This window comes from Nocardia arthritidis NBRC 100137 (assembly GCF_001612765.1).
Classification (GTDB): domain Bacteria; phylum Actinomycetota; class Actinomycetes; order Mycobacteriales; family Mycobacteriaceae; genus Nocardia; species Nocardia arthritidis.
The window spans coordinates 1-23,802 of sequence record NZ_BDBB01000068.1; the positions used below are offsets into that span (position 1 = coordinate 1).

Annotated in this window: 27 protein-coding genes; 8 read left to right on the forward strand and 19 right to left on the reverse strand. The window is 68.5% G+C overall.

Annotated features, from left to right (window positions below):
* From NA8_RS31060 to dop, 12 genes are all read right to left on the reverse strand, one after another.
* Positions 1 to 1,933 (reverse strand): DEAD/DEAH box helicase (locus NA8_RS31060; protein WP_063053865.1); only part of this gene is annotated, 1,933 nt, incomplete at its 3' end.
* Positions 1,934 to 1,936: 3 nt separating this feature from the next.
* Positions 1,937 to 2,890, reverse strand: a complete 954-nt coding sequence (gene tatC, locus NA8_RS31065; RefSeq protein WP_063053866.1) for a twin-arginine translocase subunit TatC — start codon at positions 2,888 to 2,890, stop codon at positions 1,937 to 1,939.
* A gap of 98 nt (positions 2,891 to 2,988) precedes the next feature.
* Positions 2,989 to 3,246, reverse strand: a complete 258-nt coding sequence (gene tatA / locus NA8_RS31070) for a Sec-independent protein translocase subunit TatA (RefSeq protein ID WP_063053867.1) — start codon at positions 3,244 to 3,246, stop codon at positions 2,989 to 2,991.
* A 64-nt stretch (positions 3,247 to 3,310) separates the two neighbouring features.
* Complete coding sequence (locus tag NA8_RS31075; RefSeq protein WP_063053868.1) at positions 3,311 to 4,360, reverse strand: 2-dehydropantoate 2-reductase; 1,050 nt, start codon at positions 4,358 to 4,360, stop codon at positions 3,311 to 3,313.
* Between the two features lie 22 nt (positions 4,361 to 4,382).
* Positions 4,383 to 5,360 carry a helix-turn-helix transcriptional regulator gene (locus NA8_RS31080; protein ID WP_063053869.1) on the reverse strand — a complete coding sequence of 326 codons (978 nt, stop codon included), beginning with the start codon at positions 5,358 to 5,360 and terminating at the stop codon, positions 4,383 to 4,385.
* Positions 5,357 to 6,352, reverse strand: coding sequence for a helix-turn-helix transcriptional regulator (locus tag NA8_RS31085; protein WP_157107018.1), 996 nt, complete (start codon positions 6,350 to 6,352; stop codon positions 5,357 to 5,359). Before NA8_RS31085 ends, NA8_RS31080 begins: the two co-directional genes overlap by 4 nt.
* 118 nt (positions 6,353 to 6,470) lie before the next feature.
* Entirely contained in the window at positions 6,471 to 6,767 is a 297-nt protein-coding gene (locus tag NA8_RS31090) for a thiamine-binding protein (protein ID WP_063053870.1), read from the reverse strand.
* Positions 6,768 to 6,777: 10 nt separating this feature from the next.
* The gene (gene pafA / locus NA8_RS31095) at positions 6,778 to 8,136 is read right to left on the reverse strand and encodes a Pup--protein ligase (protein WP_218019532.1); all 1,359 of its coding nucleotides are present in this window, start codon (positions 8,134 to 8,136) and stop codon (positions 6,778 to 6,780) included.
* Positions 8,137 to 8,356: 220 nt separating this feature from the next.
* Positions 8,357 to 9,133, reverse strand: a complete 777-nt coding sequence (prcA, locus tag NA8_RS31100) for a proteasome subunit alpha (RefSeq protein ID WP_063053872.1) — start codon at positions 9,131 to 9,133, stop codon at positions 8,357 to 8,359.
* Between the two features lie 2 nt (positions 9,134 to 9,135).
* Positions 9,136 to 9,921 (reverse strand): proteasome subunit beta, encoded by a 786-nt coding sequence (gene prcB, locus NA8_RS31105; RefSeq protein WP_439957442.1) that lies wholly within the window; start codon positions 9,919 to 9,921, stop codon positions 9,136 to 9,138.
* Positions 9,922 to 9,986: 65 nt separating this feature from the next.
* Positions 9,987 to 10,181: a ubiquitin-like protein Pup gene (locus NA8_RS31110; protein WP_014986166.1), complete on the reverse strand. Its 195-nt coding sequence runs from the start codon at positions 10,179 to 10,181 to the stop codon at positions 9,987 to 9,989.
* A gap of 194 nt (positions 10,182 to 10,375) precedes the next feature.
* A complete protein-coding gene (gene dop, locus NA8_RS31115) occupies positions 10,376 to 11,875 on the reverse strand; it encodes a depupylase/deamidase Dop (protein ID WP_063053874.1) in 1,500 nt (499 codons plus the stop codon).
* Between the two features lie 121 nt (positions 11,876 to 11,996).
* On the opposite strand from dop, the gene NA8_RS31120 reads away from it, so the two are divergent.
* The 5 genes from NA8_RS31120 (at position 11,997) to NA8_RS31140 (ending at position 16,938) form a co-directional block, all read left to right on the forward strand.
* A complete protein-coding gene (locus tag NA8_RS31120) occupies positions 11,997 to 13,235 on the forward strand; it encodes a DUF418 domain-containing protein (RefSeq protein WP_084467225.1) in 1,239 nt (412 codons plus the stop codon).
* Between the two features lie 108 nt (positions 13,236 to 13,343).
* Positions 13,344 to 13,895, forward strand: a complete 552-nt coding sequence (locus tag NA8_RS31125; RefSeq protein ID WP_063053875.1) for an NUDIX hydrolase — start codon at positions 13,344 to 13,346, stop codon at positions 13,893 to 13,895.
* Between the two features lie 66 nt (positions 13,896 to 13,961).
* Entirely contained in the window at positions 13,962 to 14,249 is a 288-nt protein-coding gene (locus NA8_RS31130) for a DUF427 domain-containing protein (RefSeq protein WP_062972804.1), read from the forward strand.
* Between the two features lie 220 nt (positions 14,250 to 14,469).
* Positions 14,470 to 15,267 carry an AraC family transcriptional regulator gene (locus NA8_RS31135; protein WP_369690279.1) on the forward strand — a complete coding sequence of 266 codons (798 nt, stop codon included), beginning with the start codon at positions 14,470 to 14,472 and terminating at the stop codon, positions 15,265 to 15,267.
* A 474-nt stretch (positions 15,268 to 15,741) separates the two neighbouring features.
* Positions 15,742 to 16,938, forward strand: a complete 1,197-nt coding sequence (locus NA8_RS31140) for a L,D-transpeptidase (protein ID WP_157107019.1) — start codon at positions 15,742 to 15,744, stop codon at positions 16,936 to 16,938.
* Positions 16,939 to 16,947: 9 nt separating this feature from the next.
* On the opposite strand, the gene NA8_RS31145 is transcribed toward NA8_RS31140, so the two are convergent.
* A complete protein-coding gene (locus NA8_RS31145; protein ID WP_063053876.1) occupies positions 16,948 to 17,328 on the reverse strand; it encodes a nitroreductase family deazaflavin-dependent oxidoreductase in 381 nt (126 codons plus the stop codon).
* Positions 17,329 to 17,382: 54 nt separating this feature from the next.
* Here NA8_RS31145 and NA8_RS31150 point away from each other — a divergent pair, with 54 nt between their 5' ends.
* Entirely contained in the window at positions 17,383 to 17,955 is a 573-nt protein-coding gene (locus NA8_RS31150; RefSeq protein WP_063053877.1) for an NUDIX hydrolase, read from the forward strand.
* Between the two features lie 19 nt (positions 17,956 to 17,974).
* Here the strand turns inward: NA8_RS31150 and NA8_RS31155 are convergent, their stop codons facing one another.
* Together NA8_RS31155 and NA8_RS31160 are read right to left on the reverse strand one after the other, a co-directional pair.
* Positions 17,975 to 18,655: a TIGR00266 family protein gene (locus tag NA8_RS31155; RefSeq protein ID WP_063053878.1), complete on the reverse strand. Its 681-nt coding sequence runs from the start codon at positions 18,653 to 18,655 to the stop codon at positions 17,975 to 17,977.
* Positions 18,656 to 18,699: 44 nt separating this feature from the next.
* Positions 18,700 to 19,068, reverse strand: a complete 369-nt coding sequence (locus tag NA8_RS31160; protein WP_040867189.1) for an arsenate reductase family protein — start codon at positions 19,066 to 19,068, stop codon at positions 18,700 to 18,702.
* A gap of 101 nt (positions 19,069 to 19,169) precedes the next feature.
* On the opposite strand from NA8_RS31160, the gene NA8_RS31165 reads away from it, so the two are divergent.
* Entirely contained in the window at positions 19,170 to 19,673 is a 504-nt protein-coding gene (locus NA8_RS31165; RefSeq protein WP_063053879.1) for a nitroreductase/quinone reductase family protein, read from the forward strand.
* 9 nt (positions 19,674 to 19,682) lie between these two features.
* Here the strand turns inward: NA8_RS31165 and NA8_RS31170 are convergent, their stop codons facing one another.
* A complete protein-coding gene (locus tag NA8_RS31170; RefSeq protein WP_063053880.1) occupies positions 19,683 to 21,002 on the reverse strand; it encodes an aspartate aminotransferase family protein in 1,320 nt (439 codons plus the stop codon).
* A 554-nt stretch (positions 21,003 to 21,556) separates the two neighbouring features.
* Between NA8_RS31170 and NA8_RS31175 the strand changes: the two genes are divergently transcribed.
* Positions 21,557 to 22,360: a ribosome hibernation promotion factor gene (locus tag NA8_RS31175; protein ID WP_084467226.1), complete on the forward strand. Its 804-nt coding sequence runs from the start codon at positions 21,557 to 21,559 to the stop codon at positions 22,358 to 22,360.
* Between the two features lie 330 nt (positions 22,361 to 22,690).
* On the opposite strand, the gene NA8_RS34600 is transcribed toward NA8_RS31175, so the two are convergent.
* Genes NA8_RS34600 through NA8_RS35970 form a run of 3 tightly spaced genes read right to left on the reverse strand, consistent with a single transcriptional unit; the run spans position 22,691 to position 23,621 of the window.
* Positions 22,691 to 23,053, reverse strand: coding sequence for a hypothetical protein (locus NA8_RS34600; RefSeq protein WP_174550168.1), 363 nt, complete (start codon positions 23,051 to 23,053; stop codon positions 22,691 to 22,693).
* A complete protein-coding gene (locus NA8_RS35610; protein ID WP_281199196.1) occupies positions 23,038 to 23,481 on the reverse strand; it encodes a SulP family inorganic anion transporter in 444 nt (147 codons plus the stop codon). Before NA8_RS35610 ends, NA8_RS34600 begins: the two co-directional genes overlap by 16 nt.
* Complete coding sequence (locus tag NA8_RS35970) at positions 23,478 to 23,621, reverse strand: phosphoenolpyruvate carboxykinase (ATP) (RefSeq protein ID WP_157107020.1); 144 nt, start codon at positions 23,619 to 23,621, stop codon at positions 23,478 to 23,480. Before NA8_RS35970 ends, NA8_RS35610 begins: the two co-directional genes overlap by 4 nt.
* Positions 23,622 to 23,802 lie beyond the last annotated feature (181 nt).

Sequence of the window (23,802 nt, forward strand, 5' to 3'; positions counted from 1 at the left end):
GCGGCCTGCCGGGCACCGAGATCCCCGTGCTGCGCAGCGCGGAGGCCAGATCGCGGCGGATGCGCGCGGTCCGGTGATCCACCCGGCGCGGCAGCCGCATGTGCCCGAGCGCCTCGGCGGGCACCGGGAAGTCGGCGACCGACACCCGGCCGGCCCACTTGTCCTCGGTGAGCACGAGCGGCCGCGGATCGCCGGGGGTCGCGTCCGGCTCCAGGATCACCGCGAGCCCGGCGCGGCGGCCGGAGGGAATCGCCACCACGTCGCCGCGTCGCAGCGCGCCGAGCGCGTCCACCGCGGCGCCGCGCCGGTCGGCGCGGCTTTGCTGGGTCAGCTGCCGCTCGCGCTGCTTGATCCGGTCGCGCAGCGACAGGTACTCCAGGAACCCGCCTTCCGCGCCGCCGATCTGGTCGCGCAGCTTGCGCAGCGCCGCCTCGTTGCGCTCGATGCCGCGCACCAGCCCGACCACCGACCGGTCCGCCTGGAACTGGGCGAACGACCGCTCCAGCAGGGCGCGCGATTCGTCGGCACCCATCCGGTCGATGAGGTTGATCGACATGTTGTAGCCCGGCCGGAACGAACTGCGCAGTGGGTAGGTGCGCGTCGAGGCGAGACCTGCGACCGCGCTGGTGTCCACCTCGGGCTGCCACAGCACCACCGCGTGACCTTCGACGTCGATGCCGCGCCGCCCCGCACGCCCGGTCAGCTGCGTGTACTCGCCGGGCGTGAGTTCAGCGTGCGATTCGCCGTTGAACTTGACCAGCCGTTCCAGCACGACGGTACGCGCGGGCATGTTGATGCCGAGCGCCAGCGTCTCGGTGGCGAAGACCGCACGCACCAGGCCGTTGACGAACAGTTCCTCGACGGTGTGCCGGAACGCGGGCAGCATCCCGGCGTGATGCGCGGCCAGGCCGCGGTGCAGCGCCTCCCGCCACTCCCAGTAGCCGAGCACCTCGAGATCGGTCTTGGGCAGATCGCCGGTGTGCTTGTCGATGATCGCGTCGACCTCGTCGCGCTCCTCCGGACGGCTCAGGTCGAGCCGCGAGCGCAGGCACTGCGCGAGTGCGCCGTCGCAACCCGCACGGCTGAAGATGAACGTGATCGCGGGCAGCAGGCCCTCTTCGTCCAGTTTGGCGAGCACCTCCGGCCGCGGCAGCGGACGGAAATCCCGGCGCGGACCGCCGCGGCCGTTGCGCGGGGCGCCCCAGCTGTTCATCCGGTCGGCGGCCTCGCGGTGGCGGATGAACCGCACCAGGTCTTCGTCGACGAGCACCTTCTGGTCGGTGGATTTGGTGTCGAACAGGTCGAACATCCGCCGGCCCACCATGACGTGCTGCCACAGCGGCACGGGCCTGGTCTCGTCGACCACCACCGCGGTGTCGCCGCGCACGGTTTCCATCCAGGCGCCGAACTCCTCGGCGTTGCTCACCGTGGCCGAAAGGCTGACCAGCCGCACGTCCGGAGGAAGGTGCAGGATGACCTCTTCCCACACGGCGCCGCGGAACCGGTCGGCGAGGTAATGCACCTCGTCCATCACGACGTAGGACAGTCCGCGCAGCGCGTCCGAGGAGGCGTAGAGCATATTGCGCAGCACCTCGGTGGTCATCACGACCACCGGAGCGCCCGGGTTGATCGATTGGTCGCCGGTCAGCAGTCCGACGCTGTCACGGCCGTAGCGCTCGGTCAGGTCGGCGAACTTCTGGTTCGACAACGCCTTGATGGGCGTGGTGTAGAAGCACTTCCCACCGGCCGCCAGCGCCAGGTGAACCGCGAACTCGCCGACGACCGTCTTGCCCGCGCCCGTCGGCGCACAGACCAGGACGCTGTGGCCTTCCTCGAGCGCCGCACAGGCAGCACGCTGAAAGGGATCCAGCCGGAATTTCAACTCGGCGGAAAATACGGCCAACTCGCCCGACTGCGACCGGTCATCTGTCACTCGTCAGAGCGTATCGGAGTAGTCCGACACCGGTCGTGTGGATTTCTCCGCGGGGGTGCTGATCGACTCGGCCGGATCGATCGGCTCCGGCGCGCCCAGATCGGAGGCCTCCTCGTCGGACAACGCCGCCAGCCCCTCGCGCTCCTTGCGCGCCCGGCGCCGATCGTTGATCCGGGAGAACTGGATCGCCACTTCGAACAACACCGTCAGCGCCAACGCCAGCGCCAGCATCGAGAAGGGATCCTGCGGCGTCACGATCGCGGCGAACACGAACAAGCCGAAGGTGATCCCGCGCCGCCACGCCTTGAGCCGCTGATAGGTCAGCACACCCACGAGGTTCAATCCGACGATCAGCAACGGCGTCTCGAAACTGACCCCGAAGATGATCAGCAATTGCAGGATGAAACTGAAATACTGCGACCCGCTCAGCGCCGTGATCTGCACGTTGTCGCCGATGGTCAGCAAGAAGCTCAACGCGTGCGCGATCACCACATAGGCCAGCACCGCCCCCGTGGCGAACAATACCGTGCCCGAGGACACGAACCCGATCGCGTACTTGCGTTCCTTGGCATACAGCCCCGGGGTGATGAACGCCCACAGTTGGTACAGCCAGATCGGCGCCGCCAGCACGACGCCCGCGGTCATGCCGACCTTCAATCGCAAGGTGAACTGCTCGAACGGCGCGGTCGCCAGCAGACGGCATTCCCCGTCCGGGCTCAACGTCGCCCGCGCCGAGGCGGGCAGCGAACAGTACGGTCCGCGCAGGATCTCACCCAGGCTCTCGACCCCCAGGAACCCGTGCCCGTACCACAGGAATCCCAGTACGGTCGTCGCGATCACCGCCGCGATCGACACCAGCAACCGGTACCGCAGCTCCTGCAGATGCTCGACCAACGACATCGTGCCGTCGGGATTCGTCCTGCGCTTGCTACGCCGCGGATCGAACGGGATTCGCATGGTTGGTGATCGCCCCTGGGTTCACGTGCCTCGCTCAGCTCGGCAACAGCACTGAGTCCGGAGTGAGCTGTTCCTCACTCCGGCGCGAGCGGATCCGCTCAGACCGACTTCGGCTCGGTACGGGGTTCGGTGGCCTGCGGCGACTGCTGCGCGGCGGGCAGCTGCGGTGCGGGCTGCTGAGCCGACGCGCCACTGTCGGACGCGTTGCTCTCGTGCTGCATCTGACTGACCTCGCTCTTGAAGATGCGCAACGACCGGCCCAGGCTGCGGGCCGCGTCGGGCATCCGCTTCGCGCCGAAGAACATCACGAAAACCACCGCAATGATCAGCCAGTGCCAGATGCTCAGACTGCCCATGATCTACCTCCCAAGACTGTGATGCCTCGATGCTACCGGACCGTGACGTGCGCGAACGCCGCCGTCACTGCTCGTTCGCCCCGTGTTGGGGCACGGCGCGCGCCGCGGCGGCCCGCAACTGGCCGAGCAGTTCCCGGCCGGTCCACGCGCGCCGGCCGCCCTGCTCGGCGGCGACGATCAATTCGATCAGCCGCTGATTCACCGGCGTAGGCATCCCGACCATCGCGCCCAGTCCGACGATTTCTCCGCACAGCCAGGAGATTTCGGTCTTCCGGCCCAATTCCAGGTCGTCCGCCATGGACGAACGCGCCATCGGATCGATGGCCAGCACCTGGCCGGCCACCCGCTGGAACAGGCCGTCGGGGACGGTCAGCAGCGTGGCCATCAGCCGGGGCGGCAGCGCAGTCAGCCGGGCCGGGCTGATTCGCGCCTTGTTCATCACCGCGAGCGCTTCGCGTTGGGTCAGCGCGAGACAGCGGCGGTAGTCCCGCTCGGCGAGTTCTTCCCGCAGCGGGCGCCCCGACAGCGCGTTGATCGGGTTGTTGAGGTTGAGCAGGAGCTTCGCCCACTGCACCGGGCGCAGGTCGGGATACCGCCGCAAGCCGAGTCCCGCCCGCTCGAACACGTCCAGGTACGGCGCCAGCGCCGGGTCGTCCTGCACCGCGAGCCCGCCCTCGGTGCCGCGATGGAAACGGCCGCCGGGATGGTGCACGACATTGAACATCACCATGCCTGCCAGCACCACGCAGTGCGGCAGGATCTCGCGGATCACCGAGTCGTTGCCGATACCGTTCTGCAGGCTGAGCACCACGGTGCCGGGCCTGATTTTGCCCGCGAGAGCGCGCACCGCCGCCGCTGTCGCCGCCGATTTCACCGTGACCAGCACCAAATCGGCCGATCCGACGTCATCCGGTTCGGTGGCGCGGTGGAATCGGTCCGCGGGTAACGCCTCGTCACCACCGTCGAGGTCGGTGAGCCGTAGCCCGGACGCGCCGAGTTCGTCGAGCACCCGTTTGCGGCCGACCAGGGTGACCTCCGCGCCCGCCACGCCGAGTTTGCCGCCGACGAAGTTGCCGATGCTGCCCGCGCCTACCACGAGCACACGACTGTTCATGCCGGTAGGGCCTCTTCGTCGCTCATCGAGCCCCCAGGAATCCGGCTTCCTCGTAGGCGGCCAGCGCGGCGTTCGACCGCTCGCGCACCGCCGCGACCAGCTCAGGCGGCCCGAGGACGGTGACGCCCGCCCCGAAACCGAGCAGTAGGCGGGCCATCCAATCCAGCGTGGCGAACCGCATGGTCGCCTCCAAGCTGCCGTCGGGGTGCACCGCCAGCCGGTGCATGGGGTACTGATCCAGAACCCACGCGTAGTCCGCGTGGATTCGAAGACGCGCCAAGGGCACCGCCGGATCGTCCTGGAACAGGTCCAGCCCCGCCGTCGCCTCGGTGGCATGCTTGGGCGGCCGGGCGAGTTCGTCCAGCCCGGTCGCGGCCTCGATCCGGTCGAAGCGGAACAGCCGCACGCCTTCGGCCTGCCTGCACCAGGCTTGCAGGTAGCTGTTGTCGTCCACGAGGACGATGCGGATCGGGTCGACGATGCGTTCGGACACCACGTCGCGACTGGCGGAGTAGTACACCAGCCGCAGCGCCCGGCCGAGCGCCAGCGCCGATCGCACGGCGGCCACGGTGGGCGCCTCCTGCGGCGGCGTCGGGAATCTCCCGTCGGCGTCGGTGGACGCGCCGCCCGCGATCGCCGATTCGATCTTCGCGATGGCCGCGTGCGCCGCGGTGGGGTCCACCATGCCGGGCATATCGACGATCGAGCGCAGCGCGACCAGCAGCGCGGTCGCTTCGGTGGAGGTCAGCCGCAATGGCCGGTCGATGCCCGCGGAGAAGGTGACCTCGATGCTCTCCTCGGAGAACGACAGGTCGATCAGGTCGCCCGGACCGTAGCCGGGTAGGCCGCACATCCAGAGCTGATTGAGGTCGCTCATCAGTTGCTTGGTGGTGACGCCCAAGTCGGCGGCGGCCTCGGCGGCGCTGATGCCGGGGTGGGCGATGAAGTACGGGATCATGTTCAGCAGCCGGGAAAGCCGCACCGAGAGCCGCGAGCTCATGCCCGCACCTCCGTCCGGTCGAACACCGAACGCAACCGCGCGATGACATCGGCGCGAAGCGACTCGGGAGCCAGCACCACCGCGTCCGGGCCCAGGCCGGTGATGAGCCGGGCCAGCCAATCGCGCGATCGCACCGGCAGCTCCACCACGGAACCCGCGCGGCCGCCCACGGTGCGCTCGCCGACGACCTGCCCGATCCTGCGGAGCTCACGTCCCCGGCCCTCTGCGACCCATACCGTGGCCGACCCGCTGACCGGCGCGGTGCTGGTGACCTGGTCGACGATAACTCGCAGATCCACGCCCGCAGGCTTGCGGACCACATTGCGCGCGCCGTACGCGGTCACGTCGTCGCCGATGCGGGACAGCCGGAAGCTGCGCACCGCGTCCCGGTCGCGGTCGTGCCCGACCAAGTACCAGCGGCCGCGATGGGTGACGACGCCCCACGGCTCCACATCGCGCATCAGATAGGGGGCGTTGATCGCGCCGCGGTGCTCGAACCGCACCGCCTGACCGGCATCGATCGCGGCCAGGAGTTTCCCGAGCACCGGTTCCGAGCCGCGGGTGCGAGCGGGAACGGCGGGCACCGAGGCCACCGCGACGTCGGTCTCCACGTGAATGCCCGCGGCGCGCAGCTTGAGCAGCGCGCCCTCCGCGGCGGCGGCCAGCTCGGGCGATTCCCACATCTGCACGGCCACGGCGACCGCGGCGGCCTCCTGGTCGGTCAGGTCGATGTCGGGTAGCTCGTAGGCGTCGCGGTTGATCCGGTAGCCCTCGATCGTCGAGTACCGGCTCACCGGGCCGACTTCCAGCGGAATGCCCAGATCGCGCAGTTCGTTCTTGTCCCGCTCGAACATCCGGCTGAACGCTTCGTCACTGGCGGAGTCCTCGTATCCGGCCACACTGTCCCGGATCCGCTCCGCGGTCAGGAACTGCCGGGTCGACAGCAGCGCGATGACCAGATTCATCAGCCGCTCGACCTTGGATATCGCCACCCGATAGAGGGTAATCTGCGCACCCGCGCCACCGCGCGGCGGCGCGCGATTCGGCGTTGTTTCGGCCACGACGTCGACAGTTCGCAGCGTCAGGGACAGTGTGCCGGCCGAAACGCTGTCAGCCCTCGGCCAGGTATCGCTCGACCTTTTCCACCTTGGCGCTGATCGCATCGGTCACGCCGGGCCGGATATCGGCCTTCAGCACCAGGCTGCACCGCGGCGCTACGGCGAGGATGGCATCGGTCGCCTGTTTCACCACGGCCATCACCTCGTCCCACTCGCCCTCGACGGTGGTGAACATGGCATCGGTGTGGTTGGGCAGTCCGCTGGCGCGCACCACGCGAACCGCTTCGGCGACCGCGCGCCCGACGTCGACGCCGGTCCCGAGCGGTGTGACGGAGAAGGCGATGATCATGCCCGTCCGGTCACATGGACGCGATCAGGCGATCGACGCGCTCGTCCACCGAGCGGAACGGGTCCTTGCACAGCACGGTGCGCTGCGCCTGGTCGTTCAGCTTGAGGTGCACCCAGTCGACGGTGAAGTCGCGGCCCGCCTCCTGCGCGGCGGTGATGAAGTCACCGCGCAACTTGGCCCTGGTGGTCTGCGGCGGGGTGTCCACCGCCGAGTCCACGGCCTCGTCCTCGGTGACGCGCTTGGCCAGACCCTTGCGCTGAAGCAGGTCGAAGACGCCGCGCCCGCGCTTGATGTCGTGGTAGGCCAGATCCAGCTGGGCGATCTTGGGATCGGACAGCTCCATGCCATACCGGTCCTGGTAGCGCTGGAACAGCTTGCGCTTGATCACCCAATCGATCTCGGTGTCCACCTTCGCGAAGTCCTGCGCCTCGACCGCGTCCAGGGTGCGGCCCCACAGGTCGACCACCTGGTCGATCTGGGGATCGCGGTCCCGATTGCGCAGATGCTCCACCGCGCGGGCGTAGTACTCGCGCTGGATGTCCAGGGCGCTGGCCTGCCGTCCACCGGCCAGGCGCACCGGACGACGACCGGACAGGTCGTGGCTGACCTCGCGGATCGCACGGATCGGATTGTCCAGGGCGAAGTCGCGGAACGAGACGCCCGCCTCGATCATCTCCAGCACCAGGGCGGCCGTGCCGACCTTGAGCATGGTGGTGGTCTCGGACATGTTGGAGTCGCCCACGATCACGTGCAGGCGGCGGTACTTCTCCGCGTCGGCATGCGGCTCGTCGCGGGTGTTGATGATCGGCCGCGAGCGGGTGGTCGCCGAGGAGACGCCCTCCCAGATGTGCTCGGCGCGCTGCGACAGGCAGAACGTGGCCGCCTTCGGCGTCTGCAGCACCTTGCCCGCGCCGCAGATCAGCTGGCGGGTGACCAGGAACGGCAGCAGCACATCCGAGATCCGGGAGAACTCGCCCGCGCGAACCACCAGGAAGTTCTCGTGGCAGCCGTAGGAGTTGCCCGCGGAGTCGGTGTTGTTCTTGAACAAGTAGATGTCGCCGCCGATGCCTTCTTCGGCCAGACGCTGCTCGGCGTCGATCAGCAACTCTTCGAGGACCCGCTCGCCCGCACGGTCGTGGGTCACCAGTTGCGCCAGGTTGTCGCACTCCGCGGTCGCGTACTCCGGGTGGGACCCGACATCGAGGTAGAGCCGAGCACCGTTGCGGAGGAACACGTTCGAGCTACGGCCCCAGGACACCACCCGGCGGAACAGATACCGGGCCACCTCGTCGGGGGACAGTCGACGGTGACCGTGGAAGGTGCATGTCACACCGAACTCGGTCTCGATCCCCATAATTCGTCGCTGCACACCATCGACACTACAGCCATGTGTGGGACTTGCGGGGTGCACCGAGCAACCCGTATGCATACGTCTTCACAACGATTTGGCCCGCTTTGTCGGAATTTGCCCGGACGAAATGCCGCTTCGACCGAAGGATGCCCACCTCGCCACCGGCTGCGCACATGCCGACGCGGCCCGCGAACGAGGTGTCGTTCGCGGGCCGCCGAGCTCGTCGACCCAGGGCGGATCACTCCGCCGACGGGGTGTCTTTCGCCGAGGGCTCCGCTTCCTTTTCGGACGCATCCGTGGCCTCCGCCGGGCTGAGCAGCCGCTCCAGCGCGGCATCCGCGACCCGCCGGAACGCCCGGCGCGGACGCGCCTGCTCCAAGGTCGCGACCTCGAGCGTGTTCACGCCCAGGACCCGCTTCTCCTTCTCCGCGCCCTCCGGCACGCCCGCCTGCAGCGCGCGCACCGCGACGCCGACCGCGGAGGCCAGGTCCAGACCCGACTGGTAGGACGACTTCAAGGCGGTGACGATCGGCTCGGTCGTGCCGCCCATCACCACGAACTCCCGCTCGTCCACGATCGACCCGTCGAAGGTGATCCGGTACAGCACCGACTGGGGGGCCTGCTCCGGGTAGCCCACCTCCGCCACACAGATCTCCACCTCGTAGGGCTTGAGCTGATCGGTGAAGATCGTGCCGAGGGTCTGCGCGTAGGCGTTGGCCAGTGCCCGGCCGGTGACATCGCGCCGGTCGTACTGATACCCGCGGATGTCGGCCTGCAAGATGCCGCCCCGGCGCAGATTCTCGAATTCGTTGTACTTGCCGACCGCGGCGAACCCGATCCGGTCGTAGAGCTCACTCACCTTGTGCAGCGTCGCGGACGGATTCTCCGCGACGAACAGCACACCCTTGTCATACGTCAGCACCACGACGCTGCGCCCCCGACCGATGCCCTTGCGGGCGAGTTCGGTCTTGTCGCGCATGATCTGCTCGGCCGACGCGTAGTACGGCAACGTCATGCTCAGGCGATCCCTTCTTCGGCGGCCTCGCGGTCGGCGACGATTCCGCGAGTGATCTCCGCGAGCCGCGACTCGGTCACCTCGACCGCACCCTCCTCATCGATCACGATCGCCGTCGGGAAGATGCCGCGCACCAGATCCGGACCGCCCGTCGCGGTGTCGTCGTCGGCCGCGTCGAACAGCGACTCGACGGCGATGCGCAGCGCGCGTTCCTGATCGATTCCCTTGGCGTACAACTTCTTCAGCGCGGACTTCGCGAACACCGAGCCGGAACCGACCGCGGCGTACCCGAAACGCTCCTCGCTGCGTCCACCCACCACATCGAACGACACAATGCGACCCGCCTTGTCCGGATCGGTGGCGTCCAGGTCGTAGCCGACCAGCATGGGCACCACCGCCAGACCCTGCAGGGCCGCGGGCAAATTCTCGCGCACCATCTTCGACAGCTTGTTGGCCTTGCCGTCGAAGGTCAGCGATACACCCTCCAACTTCTCGTAGTGCTCCAGCTCCACCGCGAAGATCCGCACCATCTCCACCGCCATGCCCGCCGTACCCGCGATGCCTGCCGCGGAATAGCTGTCGGTGATGAAGACCTTTTCGATATCCCGGCTGGCCAGCAGATTCCCCTGCGTGGCGCGCCGGTCACCAGCGATCAGCACACCGCCGCGGTAACTCACCGCGACGATGGTGGTGCCGTGCGGGGCGATCTCCTTCGCGGAGGTGCCGCCGGAGATTCCGGCGGCACCCTGTCCGAACCTGGTGGAAGGCAACAGGTCCGGAGCATGCATGCGGAGATATTCGGAGAAGGAAGAGAGGGCGTACCCCAGGTGGAGACGCGAGGGGTCACCGACTGTCACTGGCCACCTTTCTGCACGTACGCGCGGACGAAGTCCTCGGCGTTCTCCTCGAGCACGTCATCGATCTCGTCGAGCAGGTCGTCGGTTTCCTCCGCCAGCTTCTCGCGGCGCTCCTGACCGGCGGCATCCACACCGTCCGGCCCCTCGTCCTCGTCGCCACCCCCGGCGCGCTTGGTCTGCTCTTGTGCCATGGCAGCCGACCTCCTCTGTCCTCACCATGACCGGGACCCATCGTGAGCACGATCCCGATCATGAGCATTGTCCGTGCTCGTTCCTCAACACTACCCACCAGCACCGACAGTGTGCCTATTTTGCTGTGTCCTCGGCCGCGCGGGCGCGGCGCCCGGCCGACCCGCGGGATGGCCGGGACACGCGCTGCCGGAGGCTACGTCGTGAGCTGTTCGACCAGGTCGGCGGCCGTGGTCACGCCGTCGAGGAGCTTGCCGACGTGGGCCTTGGTGCCGCGGCGGGGTTCCAGGGTGGGGATGCGGACCAGGGAGTCGCCGCCCAGGTCGAAGATCACCGAGTCCCAGCTGGCCGCCGCGATGTCGGCGCCGAAGCGGCGCAGGCATTCGCCGCGGAAGTAGGCGCGGGTGTCGGTGGGCGGGCTGGTCATGGCGTCGAGGACCTGTTGCTCGTTGATCAGGCGCTTCATCGAGCCGCGGGCGACCAGACGGTTGTAGAGACCCTTGTCCAGGCGCACATCGGAGTACTGCAGGTCCATCAGGTGCAGCTTGGGGGCCGCCCAGCCGAGACCCTCCCGGCTGCGCATGCCCTCGAGCAGGCGCAGCTTGGCGGGCCAGTCGAGCAGGTTGGCGCACTCCATCGGATCGCGTTCGAGCAGGTCGAGCACCATCGCCCAGTTCTCGATGATGTCCTGGACGCGCTTGTCGTCGTTGCCGGTGCGATCGACGAATCTCACCACCCGGTCCAGGTAGACGCGCTGCAACGCGAGGCCGGTCAGCTCGCGGCCGTCGGCGAGCGCGACGGTCGCCCGCAGCGTGGGGTCGTGACTGATCGTGTGCACCGCGGTGACCGGGCGCGCCAATTGCAGGTCCGACAGGTCCTCGCCCGCCTCGATCAGGTCGAGGACCAGGGCGGTGGTGCCGACCTTGAGGTAGGTCGACATCTCGGCCAGGTTGGCGTCCCCGATGATGACGTGCAGCCTGCGGTACTTGTCGGCGTCGGCGTGCGGTTCGTCGCGGGTGTTGATGATGCCCCGCTTGAGCGTGGTCTCCAGACCGACCTCGACCTCGATGTAGTCCGAGCGCTGGGACAGTTGGAAGCCCGCGTGGTCGCCGGATTGGCCGATGCCGACCCGGCCGGAGCCGCACACCACCTGCCGGGACACGAAGAACGGGGTGAGCCCGACGATGATCTGGTTGAACGGCGTGTCCCGGCTCATCAGGTAGTTCTCGTGGGTGCCGTAAGAGGCGCCCTTGCCGTCGACGTTGTTCTTGTAGAGCTGCAGTCGCGGGGCCCCCGGCACGCTCGAGGCGTGCCGCGCGGCGGCCTCCATCACCCGCTCGCCCGCCTTGTCCCAGATCACCGCGTCGAGCGGGTCGGTGACCTCGGGTGCGGAGTATTCCGGGTGGGCGTGGTCGACGTAGAGCCGGGCGCCGTTGGTGAGGATCATGTTGGCGGCGCCCACCTCGTCGGCGTCGATCACCGGCGCGGGCCCGTTCATCCGGCTCAGGTCGAATCCGCGCGCGTCGCGCAGCGGCGACTCCACCTCGTAGTCCCAGCGGGTGCGCTTCGCGCGCGGCACGCCCTCCGCCGCGGCGTAGGCCAAGACCGCCTGGGTCGAGGTGAGGATCGGGTTGGCCGACGGCTCGGTCGGGGTCGAGATGCCGTATTCGACCTCTATTCCGATGATGCGCTGCATGCTGTCGAGCCTATGCGACGCACCCGGCGCAACCGGTCGCGACCGGCGGGGTCCAATGTCATACCGCAGGTGGTACTTCCGGAGGACTCGTCGCGGCGCAGGTCGGCGCGATAGTCGGGACATGCCCGAATCGATCGCCGACCGACACGCGGAGACCACCGAACAGCACCGATCGGCCCCTCCGCCGCAGGCGCGCCCCCGGCTCGTCGCATTGGACGTGCTACGCGGGATCGCGATTCTGGGCACCCTCGGCACCAACATCTGGATCATGACCAACCCCCAGGGGCTGATCGGCTACCTCTACGACCTGGGCGGCGGGCAGGCCGGCGGATGGACGTGGACCGAGCGCGTGCTCCAACAGGCGGCGCAGGGCAAGTTCCTCGGGCTGCTCACCGTCATGTTCGGCATCGGCCTGGCCATCCAGCAGCGCTCCGCGACGGCCGCCGGCCGCCGCTGGCCGGCCAAGTACCCCTGGCGCGCGGGACTGCTGCTGCTGGACGGTCTGCTGAATTTCGTCTTCGTCGCCGAGTTCGACGTCCTGATGGGTTACGCGGTGACCGGCCTCGTCGTCGCATTCGTGCTCGCCACCGGTGAGCGTGCGCAGCGGCGCTGGCTGGTCGGCGCGGCGGCCGTGCACGCGTCGCTGTTGACGCTGATCGCGCTGGCTCTGGTGTTCGCACCACACCGGGATGCTGCCGCAGGTCCCACGCTGGACCCGAATCCGTACGCGGAGGGCTCGTTCCGGGATCTCGCGATGTTCCGGCTCGGCCACGCCGGGCTGTTCCGGGTGGAGGCGGTCTTCGTCTTCGCGATGTCGGTCGCGCTGTTCCTGACCGGCGCCCGGCTGTGGCGGGCCGGGGTGTTCGGCCCGGAAGGCGCGCGGATCCGCAAGCGGCTGATGATCCTCGGGTTCGGCGTGGCGGCGCCGATCGACTCGGTCGTCGGCCTCGTCGGCGGCGGCGACCTCATTCTGTTCACCCGTTACGGCAGCGCCCCGTTCGTCGGTCTCGGCATTCTGGCGGCGGTCGCCGAGTGGTATCTGCGGCGTCCCGTGGCCGGGTTCGCCGGGCGGCGCCTCACCGAGATCGGCCGCACCGCGCTCAGCTGCTACATCCTGCAGAACCTGGTGGCGTCGATGATCTGCTACGGCTGGGGTTTCGGACTCGCCACCCGCGTCTCACCCGGCGACCGTGTCCCGTTCACCATCGGTGTCTACCTGTTGGTGGCGGTGATCATCGCGAGTGGAGCGCACCTGTGGTTACGTCACTTCGAGCGAGGCCCGGTGGAGTGGTTCTGGAACGTGAGCTACCGGACGCTGGCCCGGGAACGCCGAGTTCGCCGCGAACGTCCGCGGGCCTGACCATGCCGACCGGCTCGACACCGAACTCGGCTGCGCCGCTGGGCTTGTCGCACCGAGGCGCGGACGAAAGGGCGGGACACGGCGCTCGGCTGCCGTTACCGTCTCACTGTGACGCTCGCCGATCGCTACCCCTTGCTGCACACCCCGGCCCACTGGGCATGGGGTGATCTGGACGTGCGGTTCTCCACCACGCTCCCGTCCGACGAACTGGTCACCAACATCCACGTGATCTGCTTCGTCGGCGACGAGATCGTCCTGTGCCGCGACGATCGCGACGTCTGGCTGATTCCCGGCGGCACCAGGGAACGCGGCGAGACGGTCGACGCGTGTGCCCGCCGCGAACTGCTCGAGGAGGCGGGAGCGCGCCCGGTCGGACCGATCGCATGGCTCGGCGCCCACCACGCGACGAGCAACAGCGCCACGCCGCATCGCGAGTGGCAGCCCCATCCGCACAAGGCGTGGCTCTGGTGCACCGCCGACGTGGTGCTCGATTCCGCGCCGACCAATCCCGACGACGCCGAGCAGATCCTCGAGGTGCGCACTTTCCCGGTCGCCGAGGCGATGCGGCGGGCCCAATCCGACGGCGAGCACCTGAGCGAACTCGTGGCGCTGGCCGTCGAGTTGCACCGGCCCGCGTTGCGGCCCGATCGTCCCGTGTGACCGCCCGGCCGCACCCCGGCCTGTTCGGCCGCCGCACCACACACGAGATCGGGGCAGAATCGAAGGATGGCAACGGCAACCTGGCACGGCCGCGTCCTGGCGACCAGCAACGACACCATCCTCATCGAGGGAAACCACTACTTCCCGCCGGACTCCATCCGGCCGGAGTTCTTCCAGCCCTCCGATACGCACACCTACTGCCCGTGGAAGGGCACCGCCAGCTACTACACGGTGGTGGTCGACGGAGACTCCAACACCGATGCCGCCTGGTACTACGCGGAGCCGAAGACCAAGGCGGCGCAGATCAAGGACTATGTCGCGTTCTGGCGCGGCGTCGAGGTCACCGAGAACTGACCGGCGGACTTTCGCTGCGAGCAATCGAGTAGCGAACTCATGATCGATGCCGGAATCCGGTCGTGAGGCCGTCCGGGCGGTGATCGATGGGCCGGGTCGGCGGCATCGCGGGCCCGATCCCGACGACGGGCGGTAATCGGAGGAATCGGGAATACCGCCCGCGCGAAACCGATACGCTCATCCCAGGATTCAGCGCGAGTGTCTCAGCCGGGAGCATCCCATGATGAAGGCTCTGGTCACCAACGGCTTCTCGATGTCGCCTGTGGGCGCAGCGGACGAACCACCGCAGGCGGGTGTCGCGCTGCTGCGGCCGGGGGTCCTGGCTTTCGCCGGATCGATCGGCCCGACTGAGTTGCACGCGCACCACGCGGTGCAGATCGTCGCCGCGAGCACTCCGATCGTCGTGGTAGACGGCAGCGGCGTCCGCAGGCAGGGCACCCACGTCATCGTGCCGACCGACGCACCCCACCGCATCGACGTGGGCGCCGCACACGGCACGGCCGTCTACCTCGATCCCGAGACCGCCGCCGGTGCGGCGGCGGACCGCAGGGCCCATCTCAACGGCTGGGCCGACAGCACCGACACCCTGGGCATCACGGCCGGTAGCGGCGATCTGACCGCGCAGGTCACCGCCGTCGTCGACGAACTGCTGCCGCAGGACGGAGCGTCCGGCGCGGGCGAGCGGCACGCGGTGATCACGGCGGCCCTGCAACTGCTGCCCGCTCTGGTGCGCACGGGCTCGGTGCGCGGCTCGGACGTCGCTCGCCAACTCGGCATTCCGGCGCCCCGGCTCTCCCATCTGTTCACCGAGCAGATGGGAATCCCGTTGCGCCGCTACATCGTCTGGCTGCGGCTGCACATCGCGCGGACCCGTGCACTGGCCGGGGACGACCTCACGACCGCAGCGCACGCCGCGGGTTTCTCCGATGGAGCGGACCTCACCCGCACCTGCCGCCGGACTTTCGGGCTGCCGCCCTCGGTACTGAGCCGTATCGGCGAATCGGCCCCGGACGCGTAACTCTTCCGCCCGGCAATCGGCTCGCATTCGCCCTGCTCGCCCATCGTTCTTCTCCGTAGCGTCGACCGGTCGATGCGACAATCCAGCGTCCGCCGCCCCGACACCGGCATCCAGCGCGGCGACCAACCAACTGCTGCTGTCACCGGTGGTGAGACCCGAGTCGCTCGGCCCGTGGGGGCCGCCAGCGCGGCGCTGCGAGCACGCAGGCGAGGGCGAGCCTGGCGACAGGGGATGACCGACGAGCCGGAGCGGCCGCGGTCAGGCCGCCGGTGACTGGAGTCGGCGCAAACATCTGATCCAGGTCCTGGCAGACCACCGACGAGCGATCTACGCGAACCCGGATCGATCGAGGAACGGTATCGGTTGTGCGGCGGATCGGTGGAGATACCGGGCGGCGGTGTCCCGGTCGGCGCTCAGCTGCCGCATGCTGGCGGGCAGAGGTCGGCCCAGCACCCCGGAGAAGGGAGATAGACGGTGGCATTGGGACGTCGTCGGCTGCTGATCGGCTTCGCCGGTGCGGGTGGCCTCGCCTTGGCCGGATGGGGCTGGACGCGAGAACTCGCGCCACCTCCCGTACCCGCCACAATCCGGTTCGATCCCGCACCCGGTGCACACGATGTCGAAGCACGCACTCCCGGCACGATCACCGTCACCGACGGGACGCTGCGGTCGGTCGAATGGATCGATGAAACGGGCAGATCACTGCCGGGCGTACCGGCACCCGATCATCGATCCTGGACCACCGCCGAACCACTCGGCTACGGACACACCTACACCGCGAAAGCCGTAGCTCACGGTGAAACCGGCGACGTCACCGCGACCACAACCTGCACCACGGTGGCACCGCGACAGCTCATCGATGTCTCCCTGCGCTCTGCCAATCTCGTCGATCTGACCGAAGACGACAGCTACGGAGTAGGTTTCGTGCTCGTCGCGCATTTCGACGAACCCGTGGATCGGGCGGCCGTGGAACGCCATGTGAATGTCACCACCCATCCGGCCGTCGACGGCGCCTGGTATTGGCTCGACGATCAGAACGCCCACTGGCGGCCGGAGCACTATCACGCACCGGGCACCAGGATCACGATCGCGGCCGAACTCTTCGGCCGCGCGCTGGGCGATGGCCGCTACGGCGCGCGCGACCAACGGGTTTCGGTGAATATCGGGCCCGCGCACGTCGCGATCGCCGACGACGACACCAAACAGATCGAGGTCTTCGACAACGGAAACCTGGTGCGCACCATGCCCACCTCGATGGGCATGGGCGGCACCGCGGTCGTCGGCGGCAGAGTCATGTCGTTCTGGACTCGTCCGGGCATCTACACCGTGCTGGACCAGAATGATCCGGTGATCATGGACTCCGCCAGCTACGGCCTGCCCACCGGCTCCGCGCTCGGCTACCGCACGAGCATCAACCACGCGGTCCGCATCAGCCACGACGGAATCTTCGTGCACGAATTGGCCGCGAGCATGTGGGCCCAAGGCAACACCAACGTCTCACACGGCTGCCTGAACATCTCCCCTGCCGACGCTGCGTGGTTCTACGACTTCGTCATCCCGGGCGATGTCGTCGAGGTCCGCAACACCGGCGGCGACCCCCTCGACATCTGGCACAACGGCGATTGGAGCATCCCGTGGACCGAGTGGCTCCGCGGTGGCGCCCCCGCCTGACGGCGGCCTTCACGCCACCGGACGGGACTCGACGTAATAGTCCGCCGAGATCGTCTTCAGCACCTGCCGGACCCCCACCGGCGCCCATGCCGCGGACGGGTCGTGCCGCACCACCGGATCGGTCAGTTCGACGACGTGACCGCGGGTTTCCAGCGCGAATGTGCCCGCCGCGCTGATGTTCTTGACCCAGTCGACATTCCGGCCGTACGTCAGCGCGATCCGGTACGCGCCGTCCCGCTCGAAGACCATCACCGGGGTGCGGTAGGACCGTCCCGATTTCCGGCCCTTGTGCAGCACGATGCCGAAGCCGGGCGCGCGGCCCGCGACCAGGCCCGCGGTCGGATTGGTGACATGCCGGTTGAATTTCGCCAGTGCGTGCGGAAGCACCATGGGCGGCGATCCTCTCTCCCTGTGGCGTGCGGTGTTCACGTTACTCTCGACCCCATGTCCGCTCCGCCGCGTCCTGCGTCGCCCCACGCCGGAGATCCGAGGGCCGAGTCGATCGCGATCTACGACCGGGCGGGTAACCCGGTCGGCGAGGCCGAGCGGGCCACGGTCTATCGCGAGGGATTGTGGCACGCCAGCGCCGGTGTGCTCCTGCGGTCCGGTGACGGCGCGCGCGTCTACGTGCACCGCCGCACCGACACCAAGCTCGTTTTCGCGGGCATGCATGATTGCCTGGCCGGTGGTGTGGTCGCGCCGGGCGAAGCGCCGCGCGAGACCGCCCTGCGCGAATTGGCCGAGGAATTGGGTGTGACGGCGGACCCCGCCGAGCTGCCCCCGGAGCCGCTGGCGCGGGTCCCCTGGGACGGCGAATGGGACGGCCGGCCGATGCGATGCCACCTCTACGCGTACGAACTGCGCTACGACGGCCCCGTCCGTCACCAACCCGACGAGATCGCCGATGGATGGTGGTGGACCGACGCCGAGTTGCGCGCGCGTCTGGCCGATCCGGACTGGCCGTTCGTCCCCGACACCCGCCTGCTGGTCGAGGACCTGCTGGTGAGCGCCGGGTAGCGGCAGCACGACGCCGTGATCAGCTGGGCGACGCGGCCGACCCGGCCCAAGCGGCGAACGCGCCGGGATTACGTGTCTGCAGCAGCACCCGGCCGGGACCGGTGAAGTCGAAGACGAAGCCCTCGCCGGACTTCAACGACTGGATCGATCGACCCGAAACCGCCCGCCGGATGGTGAAATTCATCGCCAGGTCGTAGGCGACCACATGCCCGGTGTCGATCGTGATCGGCTCGCCCGGCTGCAAGTCGATCACATCGATCGCACCGAACACGCCCACCACGATCTCGCCTTCGCCGTGCGCGCGCAGGCCGAACCCGCCTTCACCGCCGAACAGGTTGGCGAAACCGCCCCACTTGCTCTCCACCTGCACGCCGTGCGAGTTGGCGATCCAGCCCCCGCGGCTGATGAAGAACGGCCGGTCCGGAGCGATCTGCAGATTGAGCACGTCACCGGGAAGCGCGGGCGCCACGTCGACCCAGCCGCCCTGCGACGGCGCGGTGAACGTCGAGACGAAGAACGATTCCCCGGCCAGCACCGACCGCTTCAACCCGGCCAAGATGCCGCCCTCGGCCTTGGCCTGCAACGTGACTCCCGCCGAATGGGCCACCATGGCGCCGCTCTCGACCCGCATCGGCTCGCCGCCCGCGAGGAAGCAGCGTGCGATGGCGGCGGCCGGGCTGTGGCGCAGTTGTACCTTCATGCCCGCCGACCCTACCGCTGGGGCCTGCGCCGAGGGCACGGCCGTCAGAGCAGGTCGCGCAGCGCGGCATCGTCGCGGGCTACGGCCGCCCCGCCGTCGGCGGTCAGCACGATCGGTCGCTGGATCAGCCCCGGATGTTGCACCAGTGCTTCGATCCAGCGGTCGCGGTCGGCCGCGGTCCGCGCCCAGCTCGCCATGCCGAGATCCTTGGCGGTCTGCTCGCCGGTGCGGGTGATGTCCCACGGCTCGGCGCCCAGCCGCCGCAGCACCTCACGCAGCTCGGCGGCAGTCGGCGGCTGGTCCAGATACTTCCGCACGGTGTAGTCGACACCGGCCTCGTCCAGGAACGCGGTGGCGTTGCGGCTCTTGCTGCACCGCGGGTTGTGCCAGATCTCTGTTTGCCCGGAAGTCATGCACGCAGGGTACCGAGGCGCCCACCGTCGCCATCCGGTGCCCGTTCGCGGATCTCGGACGTCATCCCGCGAAGTGCGGCGCGTACTCCGATACTGGGAGCATGAGTGAGCACGCATCGTCCGAAAACCCTTACGGCACACCGACCACGGCCGGTCCCGAACCCATCCCCACGTACCAGGCCCTGATGAATCGGGTCGTGCGGACGCTGCTGCGTGTGCCGGGCATATCCGGCGTCGTCGGCAAACGGCTGATGGTCCTGCACGTCGTCGGGCGCAAGTCGGGGAAGACCTACGACGTGCCGCTGGCCTACACCCGGCACGGTGACAGCCTGCTGATCGGCACCGCCCTGCGTCCGTGGGTGAAGAACCTGCGTGCGGGTGATCCCGTGCGGGCGTCCTTCGGCGGCGAACCGCGCACCTTCGTCCCGGTCGTCCACACCGGCGAGGCAGATGTGCTCCGGCTCTATGAGATCGTCGCACGGGACAACAAGCAGAACGCGAAATACAACGGCATCGGCTTCACCGCCGACGGTTCCCCCTCCAAGGCCGACATCTACCAAACCTGGCAACACGGCGGCGTGGTGGTGGAACTGACGCCGCACTGAGCGGGCGGGTCAGTTCGCCCGGATGTAGCCGTCGGCGACGTCGAGCACGTCGTCGACGATCTCCAGGCCGGTGCGCAGTTCGTCGGCCGTCGTGGTGAGCGGCGGCGCGATCTGGAAACGGTTGCCCGCGTTGAACGGCCACAGCCCGCGCGCCTTGGCCGCCGCGGTGACCGCGAGCATCGGTTCGGCGTCCGCTCCCGTCGCCGCGAACGGGATCAGCGGTTCCCCGCTGCGCTGATCCCGAACCAGCTCGAGCGCCCAGAAGAACCCGAGTCCACGGACCTCGCCGACGCTCGGATGACGAGCGGCCAGCTCACGCAGGCCTTTTCCGAGCACATCGGCGCCCACCGAACGCACGTGATCCAGGATTCCCTCCCGCTCGAACACTGCGATCGAAGCGACGCCGGCCGCGCAGGCCAAGGGGTGCCCCGCGTAGGTGAGGCCGCCCGGATACGTCACGTGGTCGTAGCGCTGCGCGATGCGTTCGGCCATGAGCACGCCCCCGAGCGGGACGTAGCCGGAGTTCACCCCTTTGGCGAAGGTGATGATGTCCGGCTCGACACCGAACGCCTGCACCGCGAACCATTCACCCACCCGGCCGAACCCGACCATCACTTCGTCGGCGATGTAGACGATGCCGAACTCGTCGCACAGCGCTCGCACGCCCGCGAGGTAACCGGGCGGCGGGACGAGCACACCGTTGGTGCCCACCACCGTCTCCAGGATCAGCCCGGCGATGTGCTGTGGACCCTCCAGCTCGATCACCTGCCGCAGGTGCGCCAGCGCGGCGGCCGTCTCCTCCTCGGGACCGGCCGTGCCCCAGGGCGATCGGTACGGGTAGGGCCCGAAGAATCGCACCACGTCGACGTTGGTCGGCTCCGCGCCCCAGCGCCGCGGTTCCCCGGTGAGGCCGATCGCCACCCCCGTGCCGCCGTGGTAGGAGCGGTAGGCCGCGAGCATTTTCGTGCGCCCGGTGTAGCTTCGCGCCAAGCGCACCGCGTGTTCGACGGCCTCCGCGCCGCCGGTGGTGAACAGGATCCGGTTCAGCTCACCGGGAGCCCGCTCGACGATCAGCCGGGCCAGTTCGCTGCGTACGTCGTTGGCGACGGTCGGTGAGATGGTCGCCAACCGCTGTGCCTGGGCGACGATCGCGGCGACGATGTCCGGGTGCTGGTGACCGATGTTCACGTTGACCAGCTGTGAGGAGAAGTCCAGGTAGCGCTTGCCCGTGTCGTCCCAGAAGTAGGAGCCGAACGCCCCGGTGATGGGGGCCGGGTTCAACTCGGCCTGTGCGCTCCAGGGATAGAAGACGTGATCTGACCCGCTCATGGGGCGAATTCCCCCTTCGAACCTGGATAGAACAGCACATTGGCACCATAGCCCTATCGGGGCGCCCGCGCGGCTGGAGGCGCGGCATATGACGAGAACTGTCCCGCCTGTGATTCCCCACAGGGCAGGAAGCCTCGGCCATGCCGTCACGCATCCCGGAGCCACGGCAGGAGACATGGTCGAGCTGCCGCTCGCCAGCATCTCGACGAAATCGGCAATAGCCCGGTCGTGCCGGGCCACGGTCGTCGGCTCGACCGCCGCGTACATCGTGAGTCTGTCGGCCGTGCGCCCTTGGAAACGTGACCGGCGCGAGCCGATGCGAGCGGCGAGGATGCACGCCGCATAGTCCGACCGAACCGTCGGGCGGCACCGAGGCATGCTCGACCTGGCCACCCTGGTCATATGGCTTCGAGGACGGACCTTAGCCGAGTCGCCGCCACCAGCACCATAGCTGGGCGGCGGCAACCCGCACGGGGAGGAAGTGGCCCATCGGCAGACGCTAGACGGACTTTCGGCCCTCTCGGCTGCGCCCGAGCGGTGCCAGAGTCGGTCGCATGAGTAAAGCCACCGCGACGAACGCGGCACTACGCATATCGGTTGGCCACCATGTCTCTGCCTCAGCAGCCGACTACGCGCGCGAGAAGATAGCCCGGGCATTGGATTACGCGTCCGAGCCGCTGGACGGGGCTCGGGTCCGGCTGACCGGGCACGCCGACCCGGCGGTGGTGCGCCCGATCGTCGCGCAGGCGAACGTGAACATGAACGGCCGCGCGGTTCGCGTCCAGGTCGCTGCCGCCACCACTCGAGAGGCCATCGATCTGCTCGCCGCGCGGTTGAAGGCGCGCTTGGAGCAGCTTGCGCGGCATTGGGAAGCGGTGCGCGGCGGGCGGCCCGGGCTGCGTCCGCGCGAATGGCGACATGGTGGCGCCGCTGGGACCGCGTTGCCGCGTGCTCATGACGCTGCCGAGCAGCGGCAGATCGTCCGGCGCAAATCCTATGCGCTGGTCGGGGAAACCTGCGACGAGGCAGCCTTCGACATGGAGGTCATGGATTACGACTTCCACCTGTTCACCGAATCCGGGACCGGCGCCGACAGCGTGCTGTATCGCGCAGGCACCACCGGTTACCGACTCGCGCAGGTGCAACCGCGCCCAGAACTCGTGACCAGCGGCGCGGTGCCGTTCACAGTCAGTCCGACACCCGCGCCGATACTTCGGCTCCAGGACGCTGTCGCGCGTCTCGAGCTGACCGGCCTGCCGTTCGTCTTCTTCTGCGACCGGTCGTCGAATCGAGGCAGCGTGCTCTATCACCGCTACGACGACGACTACGGCCTCATCACACCGCCGACACAGCAATGAGAATCCAGTCTCGGCAAGGAGTGCCCCATATGCGCCACGCACCGTTGTTTGTGCTCGCAGCGGCTGTCGGGATCGCCGCGCTGGTCCTGGCCGGCCTGCCGGTCGTCACAGTCCTGGTACTTCAGGTCGCTGTGGCTTGCCCGCTGTTGGCGATCGCCATGAGCCGACCGCGAGGTCGCCAGACGGAGTAGCTCCGCTGCGAAGGCAGGTTTCGACACGGCTCCTGCTCTCGTCGACAGGAGAATGTTCGACCCCCACCAACAATCGCTTCGGCAGGAGCAGTGGCAGGAAGGGGTCGACATCGCATCGTGCCGCAACAACGTGGGCCGATCAGGCTGATTTCGTAGACAGCGCGGATTCACCCCCTGACAAGAGACGGCAGTGCGCGAGATATTTGCGTATCGCAGTCACGACACCGGCGGCCGACGCCAGGAAGACCTGGATGCACACGATCACGAGCAGCGTCCAGCGGCGAACCAGGAGCGTAACGATCGCCGCCACCACCCACAGCGTCGCCGCGGCGATCATCGCTGGTACCAACCGAGCCGTGAAGCCGGCATCAGAGCGTTGGGCACCGTCGGAAATGGTCGCACCGCCGATGGGGCGATGCTCGCAGCACCGGCCCGGAGGGTGGGAGGTCACCGCGTAGATGTATCGGTCGATGAGCTCGCCGCCGGTCATTTCAGTCGACATTCCCGTCGCATCCTTCTGAAAATCTCTTCATCCCGCCTAGGGCGAAAGATCGATATTGCGGCCGGGAGGTCGAGAACGCGATACGAATCCTTATGAGGCGCCCCGCGCCCGCTCACCGACTCGTGGATCACCGGGTCGGTATATGCCCGCGGCGGACCAGCCGCAAGCAGAGGCATTACGAACACCAGCACGCTTTCCGGCTTCTGCGGGACCTGGAACCGGGATCCGCCGAATACCGCCGCCACCGCGCCCGCGATGACCGCGGTCGCGATACCGGCGGCGGCACCAAGGCCGCAGCTGATGCCGAACCCGAGTGCCAGCGGCAGCGCGACCAACGCGACCATGAGCCCGGACAGCAGGTCCGCGCCGGGTGCGCGGACGACAGAGTTCCAGTCCGACCACGACGGCAGGAGCGCGCGCATGGTCATCGCGCGGCGGCCGGACACAGTTTCGATGCCGCGAGCCGTTCGCGCTTGTCGTCGGTCAGTCCCTCTCGCCCCACACCGCCATCATCGGTGCGGGCGGTATTGGTGAGGATCGCGTTGCCGATGTCGATGATGGCGATCACGTCCAGAATTGTTGTGCTCCCGGTTCCCGGGCGACACCGAGGTATCCGGCCTCCGAGTTCACCGCGTACAACCGGCCGTCGGCCCCTGTCGGCTCCATGGATGGAACCGCCCCACGGACCCACTGGGCCGCTGTCCGCTGCCGTGGCCGAGAGCAGGTCGGCTGGACGGGGCTGCGCCGGC